The 16,706-nt window shown below is 68.0% G+C and carries 13 protein-coding genes; 7 read left to right on the top strand and 6 right to left on the bottom strand.

The annotated features are described in order from the left end of the window. Positions 1–151: 151 nt before the first annotated feature. Positions 152–2,050, bottom strand: a complete 1,899-nt coding sequence (locus tag E1956_RS39005; RefSeq protein WP_232072209.1) for a trypsin-like peptidase domain-containing protein — start codon at positions 2,048–2,050, stop codon at positions 152–154. Between the two features lie 425 nt (positions 2,051–2,475). Here E1956_RS39005 and E1956_RS39000 point away from each other — a divergent pair, with 425 nt between their 5' ends. The 3 genes from E1956_RS39000 (at position 2,476) to E1956_RS38990 (ending at position 7,484) form a co-directional block, all read left to right on the top strand. After that, positions 2,476–4,509, top strand: a complete 2,034-nt coding sequence (locus E1956_RS39000) for a sensor domain-containing diguanylate cyclase (RefSeq protein WP_232072207.1) — start codon at positions 2,476–2,478, stop codon at positions 4,507–4,509. 274 nt (positions 4,510–4,783) lie between these two features. After that, positions 4,784–6,358 (top strand): EAL domain-containing protein, encoded by a 1,575-nt coding sequence (locus E1956_RS38995; RefSeq protein ID WP_167760265.1) that lies wholly within the window; start codon positions 4,784–4,786, stop codon positions 6,356–6,358. A gap of 151 nt (positions 6,359–6,509) precedes the next feature. Further along, positions 6,510–7,484 (top strand): sulfonate ABC transporter substrate-binding protein, encoded by a 975-nt coding sequence (locus E1956_RS38990; RefSeq protein ID WP_134758655.1) that lies wholly within the window; start codon positions 6,510–6,512, stop codon positions 7,482–7,484. Between the two features lie 66 nt (positions 7,485–7,550). Here the strand turns inward: E1956_RS38990 and E1956_RS38985 are convergent, their stop codons facing one another. From E1956_RS38985 to E1956_RS38970, 4 genes are all read right to left on the bottom strand, one after another. Next, the gene (locus tag E1956_RS38985; protein ID WP_134758654.1) at positions 7,551–8,504 is read right to left on the bottom strand and encodes an ABC transporter substrate-binding protein; all 954 of its coding nucleotides are present in this window, start codon (positions 8,502–8,504) and stop codon (positions 7,551–7,553) included. Between the two features lie 118 nt (positions 8,505–8,622). Further along, positions 8,623–9,657, bottom strand: coding sequence for an ABC transporter permease subunit (locus E1956_RS38980; RefSeq protein WP_134758653.1), 1,035 nt, complete (start codon positions 9,655–9,657; stop codon positions 8,623–8,625). A gap of 42 nt (positions 9,658–9,699) precedes the next feature. Then, complete coding sequence (locus E1956_RS38975) at positions 9,700–11,253, bottom strand: sugar ABC transporter ATP-binding protein (RefSeq protein ID WP_134758652.1); 1,554 nt, start codon at positions 11,251–11,253, stop codon at positions 9,700–9,702. Further along, complete coding sequence (locus E1956_RS38970) at positions 11,240–12,490, bottom strand: ROK family transcriptional regulator (protein WP_134758651.1); 1,251 nt, start codon at positions 12,488–12,490, stop codon at positions 11,240–11,242. The genes E1956_RS38975 and E1956_RS38970 overlap by 14 nt, the downstream gene beginning before the upstream one ends. Positions 12,491–12,764: 274 nt before the next feature. Here E1956_RS38970 and E1956_RS38965 point away from each other — a divergent pair, with 274 nt between their 5' ends. The 4 genes from E1956_RS38965 (at position 12,765) to E1956_RS38950 (ending at position 15,617) form a co-directional block, all read left to right on the top strand. Beyond that, entirely contained in the window at positions 12,765–13,118 is a 354-nt protein-coding gene (locus tag E1956_RS38965) for a YciI family protein (protein WP_134758650.1), read from the top strand. 173 nt (positions 13,119–13,291) lie between these two features. Then, the gene (locus tag E1956_RS38960) at positions 13,292–13,714 is read left to right on the top strand and encodes a YciI family protein (RefSeq protein WP_134758649.1); all 423 of its coding nucleotides are present in this window, start codon (positions 13,292–13,294) and stop codon (positions 13,712–13,714) included. Positions 13,715–13,773: 59 nt separating this feature from the next. Next, positions 13,774–14,196 carry a VOC family protein gene (locus E1956_RS38955; RefSeq protein WP_028217525.1) on the top strand — a complete coding sequence of 141 codons (423 nt, stop codon included), beginning with the start codon at positions 13,774–13,776 and terminating at the stop codon, positions 14,194–14,196. Next, positions 14,196–15,617 carry an RNA polymerase sigma factor gene (locus E1956_RS38950; protein ID WP_134759654.1) on the top strand — a complete coding sequence of 474 codons (1,422 nt, stop codon included), beginning with the start codon at positions 14,196–14,198 and terminating at the stop codon, positions 15,615–15,617. The genes E1956_RS38955 and E1956_RS38950 overlap by 1 nt, the downstream gene beginning before the upstream one ends. Before the next feature lie 86 nt (positions 15,618–15,703). Here E1956_RS38950 and E1956_RS38945 read toward each other — a convergent pair whose 3' ends face one another. Next, the gene (locus E1956_RS38945) at positions 15,704–16,612 is read right to left on the bottom strand and encodes a LysR family transcriptional regulator (protein WP_134758648.1); all 909 of its coding nucleotides are present in this window, start codon (positions 16,610–16,612) and stop codon (positions 15,704–15,706) included. Positions 16,613–16,706 lie beyond the last annotated feature (94 nt).

Genomic DNA, 16,706 nt, shown 5'->3' with positions numbered 1-16,706 from the left:
TGATCGTGTGAATGGGTCTCGCGGCAGCAATCGAATCGTTCGATTCAACGCTGCCGACATAGACACGAACACGCGGCGGACAGGAGTTATTCCGCGCGGCTTTGTATCCTCATGTAGCGATCTGGTACTCGGGGCATCGCGCGCCGCATCCTCACCTGAGCTTGACCGCAACGAAGCTGCGCGCGCGGTTTCGCTGGATCAGGACTTCCATGCTCTTCGTCGCCTTTGCCTCGAGGGCGGCGGCCTGGTCCTGCGTTTCGACGAGCGTCTCGTCGAGCGTCAGCACGACGTCGCCGGGCCGCACGCCCGCTTTCGCGGCGGGGCCGATCGAGTCGTCCACCATCAGCCCCAGCGGAAGGCCGGTCGAGCGCTTTTCGTCCTCGGTCAGCGCGTGCATGACGAGGCCGAGCCGATCGGCGGCGTGGCTCGACGCCGGGGCCGTGGAGGGTTGGGTGCTCGCGTCCGTCATCACGGCTTTCACGGCCCTGACGTCGTTGACGGTCGCCGCGTCGGCTGTCGCCGGCGTGGCGGCGACGGCTGTCACTGCAGGCGCGGCTGCCACGGGTGTCACGGCAGGTGCGTCGGTGGCTTCGGCAAGCTGCGCCGCCTGAACCGGCTGCGCCGCTTGCGCTGCTTGTGTCGCTTGTGCGGCTTGCGCCGGCTGCGCTGCCTGCGCCGCTTGTGTTGCCGGTGCCGGCGGCACCGTCTTCCTCACCCGCTTCGGTTGCGCCGCCTTCGGATCGACCGCGGCGTTCTTGAAACCCGCCTGCGCCGGCTGCCGGTTGCGGATCACCCCGAGCGAGGCTTTCGTGGCGGGCGGCACGGCCGCGAGCTGTTCGGCGAGCGCCGCGGCGCCATCGACCGGTTTGTCGCCCACCCGAATGATGACGTCGCCGGCATTCACGCCCGCAGCGGCGGCTGGCGAGCCCGGATCGACGGTGTCGACGAGCGCGCCGCTCGCGCGCGACAAGCCGAGCGCCGCCGCGATCCCCGGGCTCACATCCTCGACCTGCATGCCGAAGGTGTGGGTCGTGCGCGCCGTGCCGGCGCTGCCTGCGTCGGCGGGGGCGGCGGGGGCGGCGGCGGCGGGGTCGGCAGCGGCGGCGGCGGCGGCAGGGGGCGCCGCCTTGAGCGCTGCCTGCAACTGCGCGCGGAACTGGTTCGCCGCTTCGATCGGAATCGCAAACGTCAGGCCCTCGTAGTGGCCGCTGTCGGCGTAGAGCTGCACGTCGATGCCGATCACTTCGCCCGCGCGATTGAACACGGGCCCGCCGGAGTTGTCGGGGTTGACCGCCACATCGGTCTGCAGGAACGGAAACGCGCTGCCGTTGGGCAGCGTGCGCGAGGTGGCGCTGACGATGCCCGTCGTCACGGTGTTCTGGAAGCTGTCGGGCGAGCCGATCGACAGCACCGGTTCGCCGGCGCGCACCTTCGACGAATCGCCGAGCTTCACGAACGGCAGATTGTGCGCATTGGCGATCTGCAGCACGGCCACGTCGCTTTGCGGATCGACGGCGACCACCTGCGCCTTGAACTCGCGCTTGTCGGTCAGCAGCACGGTTACTTCGTCGGCGTTGTCCACGACGTGCGCCGTGGTGAGCACGAGGCCATTGCGGCTGACGATGAAGCCGGAGCCCGCCCCCGTCATCGCGCGCGGGGCGCCTGGCTGGCCGTCGGTGGGCGGCTGCGGCACGCGCTTGAAGAACGCGAAGAACGGGTCCTCGGTGTCGATGGCTTCCTGCTCGGGCGGCGCGGTCTGATCGTCGGCGCTGCGCGCGATCACGTGCACGACGGCGGGACCGTAGCGCTCGGCGAGCGAGAAGAAGTCCGGTGTCGCCATGGCTGCGGGCGTGACGCTCGCGCGCAGGGAGGCGTCGGGCGCGGCGGCACTCGCGGTGGCGGGCTTGTCTGCGGCAGCAGTGCTGGCCTTCGCTCCGCTGGGCGGCGGGACGGGTGTTGCCGCGTTAGCCGGAGGGCAAAACGTGCTGGCGAGCGCCAGCGTGAGCGCGGCCGCGGGGCGCGAGGTGCGGGCGAAAATCAGGCGGAGCACAGCACACCTCCCAGTGGCAATCGTGCTGACGGGCGCAGACCGGAATGCATTTGTGACGCAAGCGGACGCCGTCAAAAATAGTGTAGTCACACGGCGCGCAGAGTGGGGGGGAGGGTTTGTCCGGTAGCGAACGGAAAGGTTGGCGTCGGGTTCAGGACTGCTTTTTGACGGCGTTTTTTACCGTTCATCGCGTGCTTCTCCAGCGCTTCGCGGCATGACTATTTGATGAACGATCCGGCCGATTTGAAGGGGGAAAACGCGTGCTGCGCGAGCGTGGACGGCAATCGCCCGGAAGACTCATTACACGCATCGCGCGGCTTCGGAAGCCGCCACGCTCCGCTGTCGACGCAGCGCGTTCTGATGCGTCTGCAACGAATGCTGGCGCTCGGTGCGGTTCGATCCGCCGCGCGCCGGCCGGGTGAAAAATGCGCACTGTATACTGGGCGCTCGACTACCTTGTCACCGCGCGCGCCATGCCCGTTCCCCAGCCTGCCGACGAACCCGCGATCGTCCCGCCCACGGCGCCAGCCTGTGACGCGCCCGGCAACGACCACGCGCTCGCCGGGCCAGGCGCCGGGGCGTGTGCCGCGAACGGTCTCGACTCCCTGCTGGATGCGTTGATGCGCCTTGTCGCCGGGCATTTCGGCGTGGCGGCTGCATGCGTGCTGCCCGGCGATGCGGCGGCGGGCGCGCCGGCATGGCCCGGCGCCGGCGCGGAGGGGACCGGCGTCGCCACGTCGGGCGTTGCCGCGCCGCTGCGGGAGGCGCTGTTCGAAATCCGGCGCGCGCAGCAGACGATCGGCACGAACGGCGCGCTGGCGCCATACGACTTCACCAACGCGGGTGAGCCGTTGATCATCAGCGATCTCGGGACGGACCCCGCATGGCAGGCGTGCCTGTCCCGGGCAAGCGCGCTGCCGTTGCGCTTCGTCGCCGCCTGGCCGCTGGGCGGGGCGAATGGCGATCAACTGGGCAGCCTGTGCCTGCTCGACCATGCGCCGCGCGAGCTTTCACTTGCAGAACGCGCGAGCCTCGACGACTTCGCGCGCGTGATCGCAGCGCTGGCGGCGCAGGAAACGATCATCGAAGCACAGGACGCGCACGCAGCGGTGCATGGCGCGAGCGCCGCAGCGCCTGCCGCCGAAGCCGCGCTGCATGAAGAGCTCGAAGCGCTGCGCGCGCGCGAGCATCTCCTCGCGCTCGCCATCGCGGGCAGCGGCACGGGCATCTGGGACCGCGATGTGGCCAGCGGGGAGATCCGCTACTCCACGGGCTGGAAAGCGATGCTCGGCTATGCCGACGATGAGGTGACCAACCGCATCGAAGACAGCTACGGGCGCCTGCATCCCGACGACGTCGACTACGTGAAGGCGACGATGCAAGCCCACTTCGAAGGCCGCACCGACCAGTACGAAGTGGAGCACCGCATCCGCTGCAAGGACGGCAGCTACAAATGGATCTGCAGCCGCGGCAAGGTCACCGCGCGCGACGGCGAGGGCCGGGCGCTGCGCATGATCGGCACCACGACCGATGTGACGTCGATGCACGAGATGGCCGAGCGCCTGCGCGAGTCGGCCAGCCTCGTCACCAATCTCACGAACGAGGTGCCGGGCCTCGTGTTTCAGTGCCGCCGCACGCCGGACGGCCACATGTGCATACCCTACGCGAGTGCGGGCATTGCGGAGATCTACGAGCTCGCGCCGGTGCAGGTCGCGGCCCACACGCGCGCGATCGAGGCGCTCATCCACGCCGACGATCTCGACCCCTGGCGCGCCTCGTTCGCGGTATCGGCGGCCACGCTCTCGCCGTGGCACCTCGAATACCGCGTGTGCCTGCCGCGCCAGGGGCTGCGCTGGCGGCAGGGCGATGCGAAGCCGCAGCGTCACGCCGACGGCACCATCGTCTGGCACGGCTTCATCACCGATGTCACGGAGCGCAAGCGCATCGAGGCCGAGCTGCACGAATTCGCCACGACCGACGGCCTCACGGGCCTCGCGAACCGGCGCCACTTCATGGCGCGGCTCGACGCGCGGCACGCGCTGTTGCGCCGCGCGGGCAGGGCGAACGTCGCAGTGCTCATGTGCGACCTCGATCATTTCAAGTCGATCAACGACCGCTTCGGCCACGCCGTAGGTGACGACGCCTTGCGCCATTTCGCTGGGGTTCTGCGCACGCAACTACGTGCGGGCGACGTGGCCGGCCGCATCGGCGGCGAGGAGTTCGCGGTCTTGCTGGACGGCGCCGATCTCGACGGCGCGTGCGCGATCGCGCGCCGCATCCAGGACCGTATCGCCCGCGAGCCGCTCGAGTGCGGGGCCGGCACGGTGGCGCTCACGGTCAGCATCGGCGTCACGCAGATGCACGCCGGCGACCCGAGCGCCGAAGCCGCGCTCTCGCGCAGCGACGTCGCGCTTTATCGCGCGAAGAAAGACGGGCGTAACCGCATCGAGTGCGCCTGAGCCGCGCCGCTTCCGGCGAGCGGGCGGCGTCCGTGCGCGGCACGGTCAGCTCTTCATTCTGGCCCTTGGTGTAAGGTTCCCGCAGGCCGATACTTTTCGTGCACCGGTTGCCCCAGTGCCGATTGCCGTGTTCGCCGCGTTCGCGGCGCATGCAGTCCAAGGGTGTCGCCGGACGCCGCCGCATGGTGGCAGGGAGGCGCATTTGCCGGAGTTCGATTCCAGGGCGTCGCCGAAATTGCCGCCCAGCGCGCAGTCCCGCGCGAGGCGCATGTGGGTGCGCGCCACGCAGGTGGGGGTGATGGTGCTTGCGGCGGCGCTGCCGGTGCTGCTGTGCGTGGCGTTCACGCGTTACGAAGCGATGCGCGTCGTGCGCAGCGAGGCCGAGCTGGCCTCGAACTTCGTCGTCAATCAGGTGATGGCCATCGCGGCGCGCGCACGCAATACGGCACAGGGCGTCGTGCCGCGCGCGGCCGAGCCGTGCTCGACGCTGGCAGCCGTGCTCACCATCGCTACGGCCACGGAACCCTATATCCGCACGCTCAATATCGTCGACGGCGACCGCCTCTCCTGCTCTTCGGCGCTCGGCCAGCAGTCGATCGCGGCGCACGTCATCTTGACTGGCGATGGGCGCATGCCGCGCGGCGACTGGCTCGCGATCGTGCCCCGCACCCCGATGGTGGCCGATCGCCCGGCGCTGCTGGTAGGCGTGCGGGCGCCCGGTGCGCGCGCCGTCGTCGCCGTGGTCGACTCGCAATATCTGCTCGACCTGCTGCACGCGGCCGCGCCGCTTTCCGCGTATCGCCAGGCCGAGCTGCGCGTGGGCACCGGCACCTCGCTGCACGAGGCGAGCGCCGATACGCCGGTGGCCTCCAGCCCGGTCGTCGCCGATACACGCAAGCTGTTCGCCAGCAGCGTGATCGACCTGCACCTCTACGGCGAGCCCGCGCACCTGAACAAGGAGTGGGGCGCGCTGCTGCTGCGCTACATGCCGTGGGTCGTGGCGTTATCGGGGCTGCTCGTGTGGCTCGTGCACCGCGCGCAGCGCAACCGCCAGTCGCGCCGCGAGCAGTTGCTGCGCGCGATCCGCGCGGGCGAATTCCACGTCGAGTATCAACCGCTCTATGGCGTCGAGTCGGGGCGCTGCGAAGGGGCCGAAGCGCTGCTGCGCTGGGTCCGGCCGGGCATTGGCGCGGTGCGTCCCGACGAGTTCATACCCGGCGCCGAGGAGGACGGGGTGATCGTGCCGCTCACGCAGCATCTGCTGAAGCTGATCGCGCGCGACGTCATGCTGTGGGGCACGCGGCCGGGCTTTCATCTGGGCATCAACTTCGCGCCGGAGCATCTCTCGGGCGCGGATCTGCTGCCCGACGTGCGGCGCTTCCTGGGCACGATCGCGGGACGCCGGATCCAGACGGTGCTCGAGATCACCGAGCGCTCGATCATGCGCAACACCGAGCAGGCGCGACGCAATCTGGAGGCATTGCGCGCCGAGGGCGTGCAGGTGGCGATCGACGACTTCGGCACGGGTTTCTGCGCGCTCTCGTACCTCGAGAAATTTCCCTTCGATATCCTGAAGATCGACCGGGGCTTCGTGCTGACGATCGATGCCGAGGGGCGCAGCGCCGTCGTGCTCGATGCGATCATTGGCCTCGCGCACAGCCTGGGCGCGCACCTCGTGGCCGAGGGCGTGGCCTCGCAGGCGCAGTTCGATTATCTGCGCGCACGCGGCACGCACTACATTCAGGGCTTCCTTTACGCGAAGCCGATGCCGGCCGACGTCTTCAGCCGCTGGTATGGCGGCGCCGGCAGCGAGGTGTCCGCCGATCCGGCGGTGATGCCGGGGCACTGACGCACGAGCGCCGGAACCGCTATCCCGGCGGCGTGATTTGCTTAGCGTGATTCGTTACTTCTGCTCGCACGGCGTGACAGGTAGCATTTTTTGCACGCCCGCAGCGCACTTTTTTCCATCGCGCGCGAGAACTTCACGCTACGCATTCATCATGACCCGCGAAAAGACGACCCCATCGAACCACCGCGAGCGCCGCCGCGCCGTGCTAGCCGCGCTAGGCGCCGCGCTGGCCGGTGCCGCGCTGCCCGCCTGGGCGAAATTTCAGCCCGACCAGTTCCGCATTGGCTACCAGAAGGCCGCGAGCACGCTCGTGCTGCTCAAGGCCAACGGTGCGCTCGAGAAACGCCTCGCGCCACAAGGCATCAAGGTGACGTGGAACGAGTTTCCCGCCGGGCCGCAGCTGCTCGAAGGCCTGAATGTGGGTGCGATCGACTTCGGCTATGTGGGCGAAGCGCCGCCCGTGTTCGCGCAGGCTGCGGGTGCGGATTTCGTCTATAGCGCCTATGAGCTGCCCACGCCGCATGCGGAAGGCGTGGTCGTCGCGAAGCAGTCGCCGATCCGGTCGGTGGCTGACTTGAAGGGCAAGAAAATCGGCCTGAACCGCGGCTCGGACGTGCACTGGTTCCTCGTCGCGCTGCTGCAGCAGCACGGCCTTGGCGTGCGCGACGTGCAGACCGTCTGGCTCGCGCCCGCCGATGCGCGCGCGGCGCTGCAAAGCGGTGCCATCGACGCATGGGCGATCTGGGATCCGTTTCTGGCCGCCGTTCAGGCGCAGGACGGCGCGCGCCTCGTCGCGGACGCCAGCGGCGTCGCGAGCCATCACCAGTTCTTCCTGAGCCAGCGCGAGTTTGCGCAAAAGCGCCGCGAGGTGATCGCGATTGCACTCGAAGAGCTTGGCAAGACGGGGCAATGGGTGCGCCAGAACACGGCGGCCGCGGCCGCGCGGCTCGCGCCCATTCAAGGTCTGGACGCCGCGACCATCGAGACCGGGCTCAAGCACTACGCGCACGAATACCGGCCTATCGACGCGGCCGTGCTCGCGGACCAGCAGAAGATCGCCGATACGTTCTACGACCTCAAGATCATTCCGCGCAAGGTCGTGACGAAGGATGCGGTGCTGGCTTAAAAAAACGGGCGGCTGTCGCAGCCGCCCGCTTCAAACATGAGTCGCAGGTAGGGGAGTTAAAGCCGATCAGTGCGGCGACGACCAACCCTTATAGCCGCCGACGTTGTCGCGCGTGATGAGCTGGGGCGTCATCTCGATCATCGGATTGGCGGGATTCTTGCCATTCATGATGTCGTAGCCCACTTGCACGGCCGTTTGCGCCATCTTCCACGGATCCTGGCTCGCCGAGGCCTGCACGAGCGTATCGGACTTCAGCGCCGTTTCGATATCGGGCGCGCCGTCCACGGAGGTGATCACAATGTTGCTGCGGTGCAGTTGCTTCGCGGCCAGGTCGCTGCCCACGGCCTGCGGATCGTTGATGGTGAACACGCCGGCAAGCTGCGGGAAGCGCGTGAGATAGCCCTGCATGGTATTCATGCCGCCTTCGCGCGAGCCCTTGCCGTCCTGGTCGTCGGAGAGAATCTTGATGCCGGGCGACTTCGCGAGCACCTGCTTGCAGCCGTTCACGCGGTCGATCACGGCCGAGACCTGCGGGCCGTTCTCGATGATCACATTACCCTTGCCGTTGATCTTCTTCGAGAGGTACTCGCACGAGATCTGGCCGGCCTTCACGTTGTCGGTCTGCACGGTGGCGTTGGCGCCCGCGGCCGCCACATCCACGGCCACCACCACGATGCCCGCGGCGCGCGCCTTGCGCACGGCCGGCTCGATCGCCTTGGGATCGGAGGCGTTCAGCAGGATCATGTCGACGTGGGCCGAGATGAAGTTGTCGATCTGCGTAAACTGCTTGTTCAGGTCGTAGTCGGCGGACACGGCCGTGACTTTCGCGTTCGGGTTGAGCTGCTTGGCTTTTGCCTCAGCGCCCTGAACGATGGTCACGAAGTAAGGATTGCCAAGCGAGCCCACGGTGATGCCGATCGACTTCAGTTGCTTGTCGGCGGCGTGCGCGCCTTGCAGGGCGAAGCCGAGTGCGAGTGCGGCAGCGGCGCGAACCGCGAATGCAGCCTTTTTCTTGAACATGAGTATGTCTCCAGAGGGGTCCAGTTGTGTGTGTCGTGCAGTGCGGGTGCAGGAGGACCGTCTGCGCCCGCTTTCAGGCAGGAAGTTTCGGGTGCCGGGCGCGGGCCCGTGAGCGGTATCAGGTACGGGCCGAGCCACGCTGGCGATAGCGGTCGAGCGCCACGGCGCCGACGATCACGAGGCCCTTGATGATGTATTGCCAGATGTCCGAGACGCCGAGCAGCACGAGGCCGTTCGAGAGCACCGCGATGATGAGCGCACCGATCAGCGTGCCGACGATCGAGCCCACGCCGCCGACGAAGCTCGTGCCGCCCAGGATCACCGCGGCGATGGCGTCGAGTTCATACGACTGGCCGAGCTGCAGGCCGTTGGCGGCGTAGAGGCGGGCGGCCGACATCACCGCGCCAAGGCCGGCGAGCAGGCCCGAGACCGCGTAGACGAACAGCTCGATGCCGCGGACCTTGATGCCCGAGAGGCGTGCCGCTTCGGGGTTGCCGCCCACCGAGTAGATATGCAGGCCGAGCACCGTGCGGCGCAGCACGAACCACGAGACGGCCACCACCACGAGCGCGATGATGACGAGCCAGGGCACGCCGAACACCGCGCCGTTGCCGATGAAGGCGAACGACAGTTGCGGGTTGAAGAGGGTGGTGTCGTGGCCCATCAGGCGCGCGATGCCGCGCACGGCAGTGAGCGAGCCCAGCGTGACGATGAAGGGCGGCAGGCGCAGGACCGAGATCAGCGCGCCGTTGATGAGGCCGAAGCCGAGGCCCACGCCCAGCGCGGCGGGAATGCCGAGCCAGCCCCAGCCCGCGATGGTCGAGCAGAGCATGGCCGCGACCGCCGAGGCGGCGAGTATCGAGCCCACCGAGAGGTCGATGCCGCCCGTGAGAATCACGAAGGTCATGCCGGCGGCGAGCACGATGTTGATCGAGGCCTGCTGCGTGACGATCGAGAGATTCTGCAGCGTGGCGAAGCCGTCGGTCAGAAAACCGAAGCCGATGCACAGCAGCACGAGCACGGGCAGCATGCCTGCCGTGCGCATGAGGGATTTCATGCGGGCGCGATGGCCGTCGACAGCGGTGCTGCGAGTGGCCTGGGCCGCTTGCGCGGGCGACGCTGTAACGCCATGGCGGGGGAGAATGTGCTTCATGATGTCGTGCTCCTCAATATCTCTTCGTCGGGTGCGTCAGAATCAGGCGGCCTCGTCCAGCGCGCCTTGCGAGCCGGTGGCGAGTTCAATGATGGCTTCCTGGGTGATGGGCTTGCCGGTGTAGCCGCCCAGTTCTCCGGCGAACACGCCTTCGCGCATGACGAGCACGCGGTCGGCCACGCCGATGATCTCGGGCAGCTCGCTCGAAATCACGATGATGCCCACGCCGGTTTTGGCGAGATCGTTGATGATGCGGTAGATCTCCGACTTCGCGCCGATGTCGACGCCACGCGTCGGCTCGTCGAGGATCAGCACGCGCGGCTTCGTTTCGAGGAGGCGCGAGAGCAGCACCTTTTGCTGATTGCCGCCCGAGAGCGCGCCCACGTTCACGCGGGGGCTGGGCACGCGAATCGAGAGCGCGCGGATGGAATCCTTCGCGCGCGACGAGCCGCGCGCGAGGTCGAGCACGCCGAAGCGCGCGTCGTGTCCGGCCACGGACACGTTGATGTTGTCGCGCACGCTCATGTCGAGAAAGAGGCCCTGGTGCTTGCGGTCCTCGGTCAGATAGACGAGACCCGCCTCGATGGCGTCGCGCGGCCCGTGCACGGTGAGCGTGCGGCCATCGATGGCGATATCGCCGCGCGCACGCGGCTCCGCGCCGAAAATGAGGCGTGCAAGCTCGGTGCGGCCCGCGCCCACGAGGCCCGCGATACCCAGCACTTCGCCCGCATGCAGGTCGAGGCTGCAGCCGCGCACGCGGTTGTGGTCGGCCACGTCGCGCACGGTGAGCACCACCTTGCCCGGGTCGTAGGGCGCGTGTTCCTTCTTGTAGAAGCCCGAAATATCGCGGCCCACCATCATGCTCACGAGGCTTTCCGCGCTGAGCTCGTCGCGCATCAGCGTGCCCACGTAGCTGCCGTCGCGCAGCACGGAGACGCGGTCGGAGAGCTCATAGATCTCGGCCATGCGGTGGCTGATGTAGATGATCGCGAGTCCGTCCTCGCGCAGCTGGCGCACGAGCTTGAAGAGGCGCTCGGTCTCGCGCGAGGAGAGCGGCGTGGTGGGCTCGTCCATCACGATGATTCGCGCATCGCTATGCACGGCGCGTGCGATCTCCACGAGCTGGCGCTCGGCGATCGAGAGCGAGCCCACCAGCGTCGTGGGGCCGAAGCTGGCGCCGAGGCGCGTGAGCACGTCTTCGCAGCCGCGCTCCATGGCGGCGCGGTCGACCATGCCGAAGCGGCCGCCGCCACGGCGCAGCTCACGGCCGGCGTAAATGTTTTCGGCAACCGAGAGATTCGGCGCGAGGCTCAGCTCCTGGTAGATGACCGCCACACCCAGCTCGCGCGCGGCGAGCGGGCCGTCGATCACGACGGTCTTGCCGTCGAGCAGGATCTCGCCGCCGGGATCGGCCTGATAGGCGCCCGAGAGAATCTTCATGAGCGTGGATTTGCCCGCGCCGTTCTCGCCCATCAGCGAGTGGACCTCGCCGGGCCAGACCGAGAGGCGCACTTTGTCGAGCGCGCGCACGCCGGGAAACGTCTTGCTGATGCCCCGCATTTCCAGCAGCGGGGGCGTCGATTCAGAGCGCGACATGGCTCATCTCCTGCGTTTGTGCGCCGGCGCCCATCAGGATGCCCGCACGTGGCGAAAAGTTGTAGAACATGGGCAGCGTGGCGGCGCCGAGCGCACCCGCGTCGGGGCCGAAGGTGCCGCGCACCAGCGTGGGCGTGCCGCGCGCCTCGGGCGCGGTGGCCGCCACGGCCACGCGCAGGCGCTGCATGAGCGTGTCGATGAGGCCCGCGTCCACGTCGGCGTCGAGCACCACGGCCGGCACGTCGAGCACGCAGAGCGCGGAGCGCAATGCGGGCGCGAGCGCATCGATGCAGTCTTCGAGCCATTCCTCGACGGCCGGATGGCCGCGCGCGATGCACGCTTCGATATCGGCGCGGTTTTCCACTTTCTCGCCGTGGTACTGCAGATGGCGGCGCAACGCGATGAGCGAGGCGCGCGACAGCAGGATGTCCCACTTGGCCGCCGGCTTGTGCGCCGAAGGCAGCGCGCTCGGTGGCACGGGCATCACGGCGAAGTCGCCCGCGTTGCCGGTGAGGCCGCGCACGCAGTCGCCGTCGATGGCGATGCCGCCGCCAATCGCCGGGCCGAGAAAGAGATAGAGGAAGTCGTCGCGCTGGCGCCCGCAGCCATAGAAGATCTCGGCGATGGCGGCGGCGTTGCCGTCGTTTTCGCTGAACACGGGCAGCCCGATCGCACGGCTCAGATCGCCCGCGAAATCGACGTCGCTCCACGCGCGGAACGCGTCGGCGGGCAGGCCCAGCTCGCGCATCCAGCTGTCGAGGTTGTACGGCTGCGCCACGCCAATGCCGGCGAGACGGCTGCGCTCGGCCTTGCTCAGCAATCCTGAGAGTTCGCGGATATCCTGCTGGACGATCTCCTGCACCACGGCGGGCGGCGGCAGCAGCATGTCCTGCGAGCGGCGCTCGATCATCTGGCCCGCGAAGTCCACGAGCACGGTTTCGATGTTGGTCCGGTCGAGGCGCACGCCAATCGCGAACGCGCCGCGCGGCGAAAGGCGCAGAAGCGAGGCGGGCTGGCCGCGTCCGCCGTCCAGACGCCGCCCGCTCATCTCGATCAGACCGTTTTCCGTGAGCGAAGTAATGATGCTGCCCACGGCCGTGCTGGTGAGATTCGCAAGGCGGGCGAGATCGGCCTTCGAGGCCTCGCCGGCGCGCCGCAGCGCCTGCAGCAACAGGCGCTCGTTGAAGCGGCGGACATTGGCCGAGTTGCTGCCCTGACCGACATGCGGACTTCTCACGTGTCTCCTCCAGTCCCAGTTATCCCAGCAGCCCGGTGCAACGGCGCTGCTGACTAAATAAATCAAGTTGATTTATTTAATGCCGGAAAACGGCCCGTGTCAGCCTGGGGAAATCCCGGCACGCGTCGGGCATGCCACTGGCACGCCGTGGCCGGCGCGGGGGCGAGTTCCACGGGCGCGTCGTTTTCCTGCGCTATGCTTTCGGCTGCTTACACTGGCGCGCCGATGGACTTCGAGCGCCCGCAATGGTCTCACTCAATGGAGTCGGTACTTCATGGCATACATGCTGCTCATATCCGAGCCGCGCGGTCAGCGCGAGGCGCGCACACAGGCGGAAGGCGAGGCGCTCTATGCGCGCATGCTGCGCTTTGCCGAGGATCTCGCCGCGCGTGGCGTGCTGCTCGACGCACAATCGCTGCTCTCCGACAAGGAGGCCGCCCGCGTGCAGGTGCGCGAAGGGCGGGCGAGCGTGCTCGACGGCCCGTTCGCGGAGGTCAAGGAAATGATAGGCGGCTTTTTTCTGATCAATAGCGCCACGCGCGAAGAGGCGCTCGACATCGCGCGCGAATGCCCTGCGGCGCAGTGGGCGAGCGTTGAGGTGCGCGAGACCGGCCCGTGCTTTCGCTAGCCGCCTGCGGCTGAGGGCTGACGGCCGACAATCGGGGCACGTTACCAGGTAGTTTCCCTGGGTTAGAAAAAAATCTGTCGAGCGATGTCGATTTCCGCGGGGCTTGCGCGTCGTGTTCATGAGCGCATCGAAACGATGCTGCTTCCTTCACCTCACATAGCCAGGAGCAAGCAATGCGATTCATGATCATGGTGCGCGCCAACGCGATGAGCGAATCCGGCGAGACGCCCGACGACCCGGAGATATTCTCCGAGATGGCCACCTACCACGAGGAACTGGCCAAGGCGGGCGTGCTGCTCGACGCCTCGGGCCTGCAGCCGAGCGCGCGCGGCTTTCGCGTGCGCTACACCGACGGCAAGCCCACCATCGTCGACGGACCGTTCACCGAGACGAAGGAGCTGATCGCCGGCTACACGCTGATCCAGGTACGATCGCGCGACGAAGCGCTCGAGTGGGCGCGGCGCTTTCCGGCGCCGTTCGGCAAGCACGCCTATGGCGAGATCGAAGTGCGCCAGCTTTTCGATCTCGACGATTTCGCGCCGTCCGAGGGCATCGAACGCTTTCGCAAGCTCGAAATCGAGCGCAATGCCAAGTAAGCAATCCAGTCACCCAACAACAACCAGGTAATCCGAAATAATTTCTAAAGGACACGATCATGCACAAGCACATCTTCGTCAATCTGGGCGTGCGCGACTTGAAGCGCTCGATGGACTTCTTCGGCAAGGTCGGCTTTACGTTCGAGCCCAAATTCACCAATGACCAGGCCGCCTGCATGGTGATCGGCGAGAACATCTTCGCGATGCTGCTCACCACCGACTTCATGCGCACGTTCACCGACAAGGCGCTAGTCGATGCGCGCGAGCAGACCGAAGTGCTCGTCTGCCTCTCGTGCGAGTCGCGCGACGAAGTCAATGCGCTCGTCGAAAAGGCGCTGGCGGCGGGCGGCAGCTCGAAGCGCCCGCCGATGGACTGCGGTGACGCGATGTACGGCCGCAGCTTCGAAGACCCCGACGGCCACATCTGGGAGCTGATGTGGATGTCGCCGGAGGCGGTGGAGAAAGGGGCGCACGGCGCGTGATGCACGAGGAGGGCCCCGAGGGTCACGAGCATGACGGCGCAGCGGGGCAGACCGCGACGCATCGCGTGATCGCCGCGGTCTGGCGCATCGAATCCGCCAAGGTGATCGCCCACGCCGCGCGCCTGCTCGGCGATGTGGGCCTCGCCGAGGATGCCGCGCAGGACGCGCTCGTCGCGGCGCTCGAAAGCTGGCCCGCGAGCGGCATCCCCGCCAACCCGGGAGCATGGCTCATGACCGCCGCGAAGCACCGCGCGCTCGACCGTCTGCGGCGGGCCGCCTCGCATGCGCGCGCGCACGAAGCGCTGGGCGCCGACCTCGAGGCGCTCGAGGCGCATTTCGCGCCCGACTTCGTGGCGGCGCTGGACGCTGCCCGCGAAGACGAGATTGGCGACGACCTGCTGCGGCTCCTGTTCGTGGCCAGTCATCCGGTGCTGCCGCGCGAGGGCCGCCTGGCGCTCACGTTGCGCCTGCTGGGCGGCCTGACCACGGCCGAGATCGCGCGCGCGTTTCTTGTCTCCGAAGCCACGGTCGCGCAGCGCATCGTGCGGGCGAAGCGCACGCTTGCGCAAGCGAAGGTGCCGTTCGAGGTGCCCGACAAGACGGCGCGCGCGGCGCGGCTCGCTTCGGTGCTCGAAGTCATCTACCTGATTTTCAACGAGGGCTACGCGGCCACGGCTGGCGCGGACTGGATGCGGCCGGCGCTCTGCGAAGAAGCGCTACGCCTCGCCCGCATGCTGGGCGAACTGGTGCCTGAGGAGTCCGAAGTGCATGGGCTCGCGGCGCTGCTGGAACTGCAGGCGTCCCGCTTGCCTGCACGCGTGGACAGGCAAGGCCGCGCCGTGCTGCTAGCCGATCAGAACCGTGCGCGCTGGGACGCGCTGCTGATCCGGCGCGGTTTCGCCGCACTCGCGCGGGCGGAGCACTGTGCGGCGCAAGCTGTGGCGCAACCCGGTCTTCAAACGATGGAGCAACCGGACGCCCATACTGTGGCTGAAGTGGCGGCGCGCTCGGGTGCTCAACCACTGGAGCGGGACGCCACCGCCGCGCTCGGCCCCTACGCGTTGCAGGCGGCGCTCGCCGCCTGCCATGCGCGCGCGCCGAGCACGCAGGAAACCGACTGGGCGCGCATCGTCGCGCTCTACGACGCGCTGCTGCGCATCGATCCCTCTCCTGTCGTGCAGCTCAACCGCGCGGTAGCGGTCGGCATGGCGTACGGGCCGCAAGCGGCACTCGCCATCGTCGACGTGCTGTGCGAGGAACCCGCACTGCGCCACTATCCCTGGCTGCCCGCCACGCGCGGCGATCTGCTGGCGAAACTGGGCCGGGCGAGCGAGGCGCGCGCCGAGTTCGAGCGGGCCGCCGCGCTCACGCAGAACGCGCGCGACCGCGAGGTGCTGCTCGCGCGGGCAGCAACGGCATAAGCGCGAAGCTGGCGACGCACTACGGTCGATCGGTCACGCCACGCCACGCCACGACGCGATAGCAGGCCCCTCGGGTGCGCGCGGCGCTACATCTCCTGGGCCGTCAGCAAACGCAATTGTTCGAGCAGCTTGACCGCCGGGCTCGGCAAGATCCCCTGGCGGCGCCGGAACGCGGTCAGCGTGCGCCGTCCCACCACGCCGGGCATGTCGAGCGTATCGAATACGCCTGCCTTGCTTTCGGTGACGTACATCGTCGAGGCCATCCAGCTCAGAAAGCCCGAGCGCGCGACGAGACTCTTCAGCACCGTGATCGAGCGCGTCTCGACGACGACATTGGGCAAGCCGAGCCCCTGCGCGGCGAACGCCTGTTGCATGTGCTCGAACGGCCCCGTGCCGCGTGGCGGGATCGCCCATTGCTCGTGGAGCGTGTCCGCGAGCGTGAGGCCCGGCTTGCTGCGCAGCGGATGGTCGAGCGCGGCCACCACATAGCTCGCGTCTTCCCAGCGGCAATCGGTAATGGCCGTAATCTCGTCGGTGTCCGGCAGCGCCATGCTCAGCGCGAGATCGATCTCGCGTTTGACGAGCGCGTCGGCGAGCCGGTCCCACACGCCTTCGATGATCTCCACGCGCAGGTTCGGCCATTTCGCGAGCACGCCGCTCACCGCGAGCGGCAGCACGAGGCTCGCGATACTGCCTACCGCGCCCACTCGGATCGTGCCGCGCGCGAGGCCGCGCATGGCGTCCACCTCCTCGCGCGCCTGCTCGGCTTCGCGTTGCAGGAGGATTGCGTGCGGCAGCAGCGCTTCGCCCACGGCGGTCAGATGCATGCCGCGCGAATGGCGCTCGAAGAGCGGCGCACCCACCTGTTCTTCGAGCCGACGGATCGCGCGGCTCAGGGCCGGCTGCGTGATGTGCAGGGTGTCAGCGGCCCGGCCGAGACTGCCGCAGGCGACGATGGTGGCGAAGGCGTGGAGTTGCTGAAGGTTGAAAGTCATGCCTAAACGTAATGCCTTTTCGCAAATTCGGCAATTTGTGGTTGCCCGGAGCGCGTCGATAATGGCTCGTCAATCCAACGCGCACATATCACAG

The organism is Paraburkholderia pallida (genome assembly GCF_004524855.1).
Taxonomy (GTDB): Bacteria; Pseudomonadota; Gammaproteobacteria; order Burkholderiales; family Burkholderiaceae; genus Paraburkholderia; species Paraburkholderia oxyphila.
This window is presented reverse-complemented; position numbering and strand designations above follow the sequence as displayed.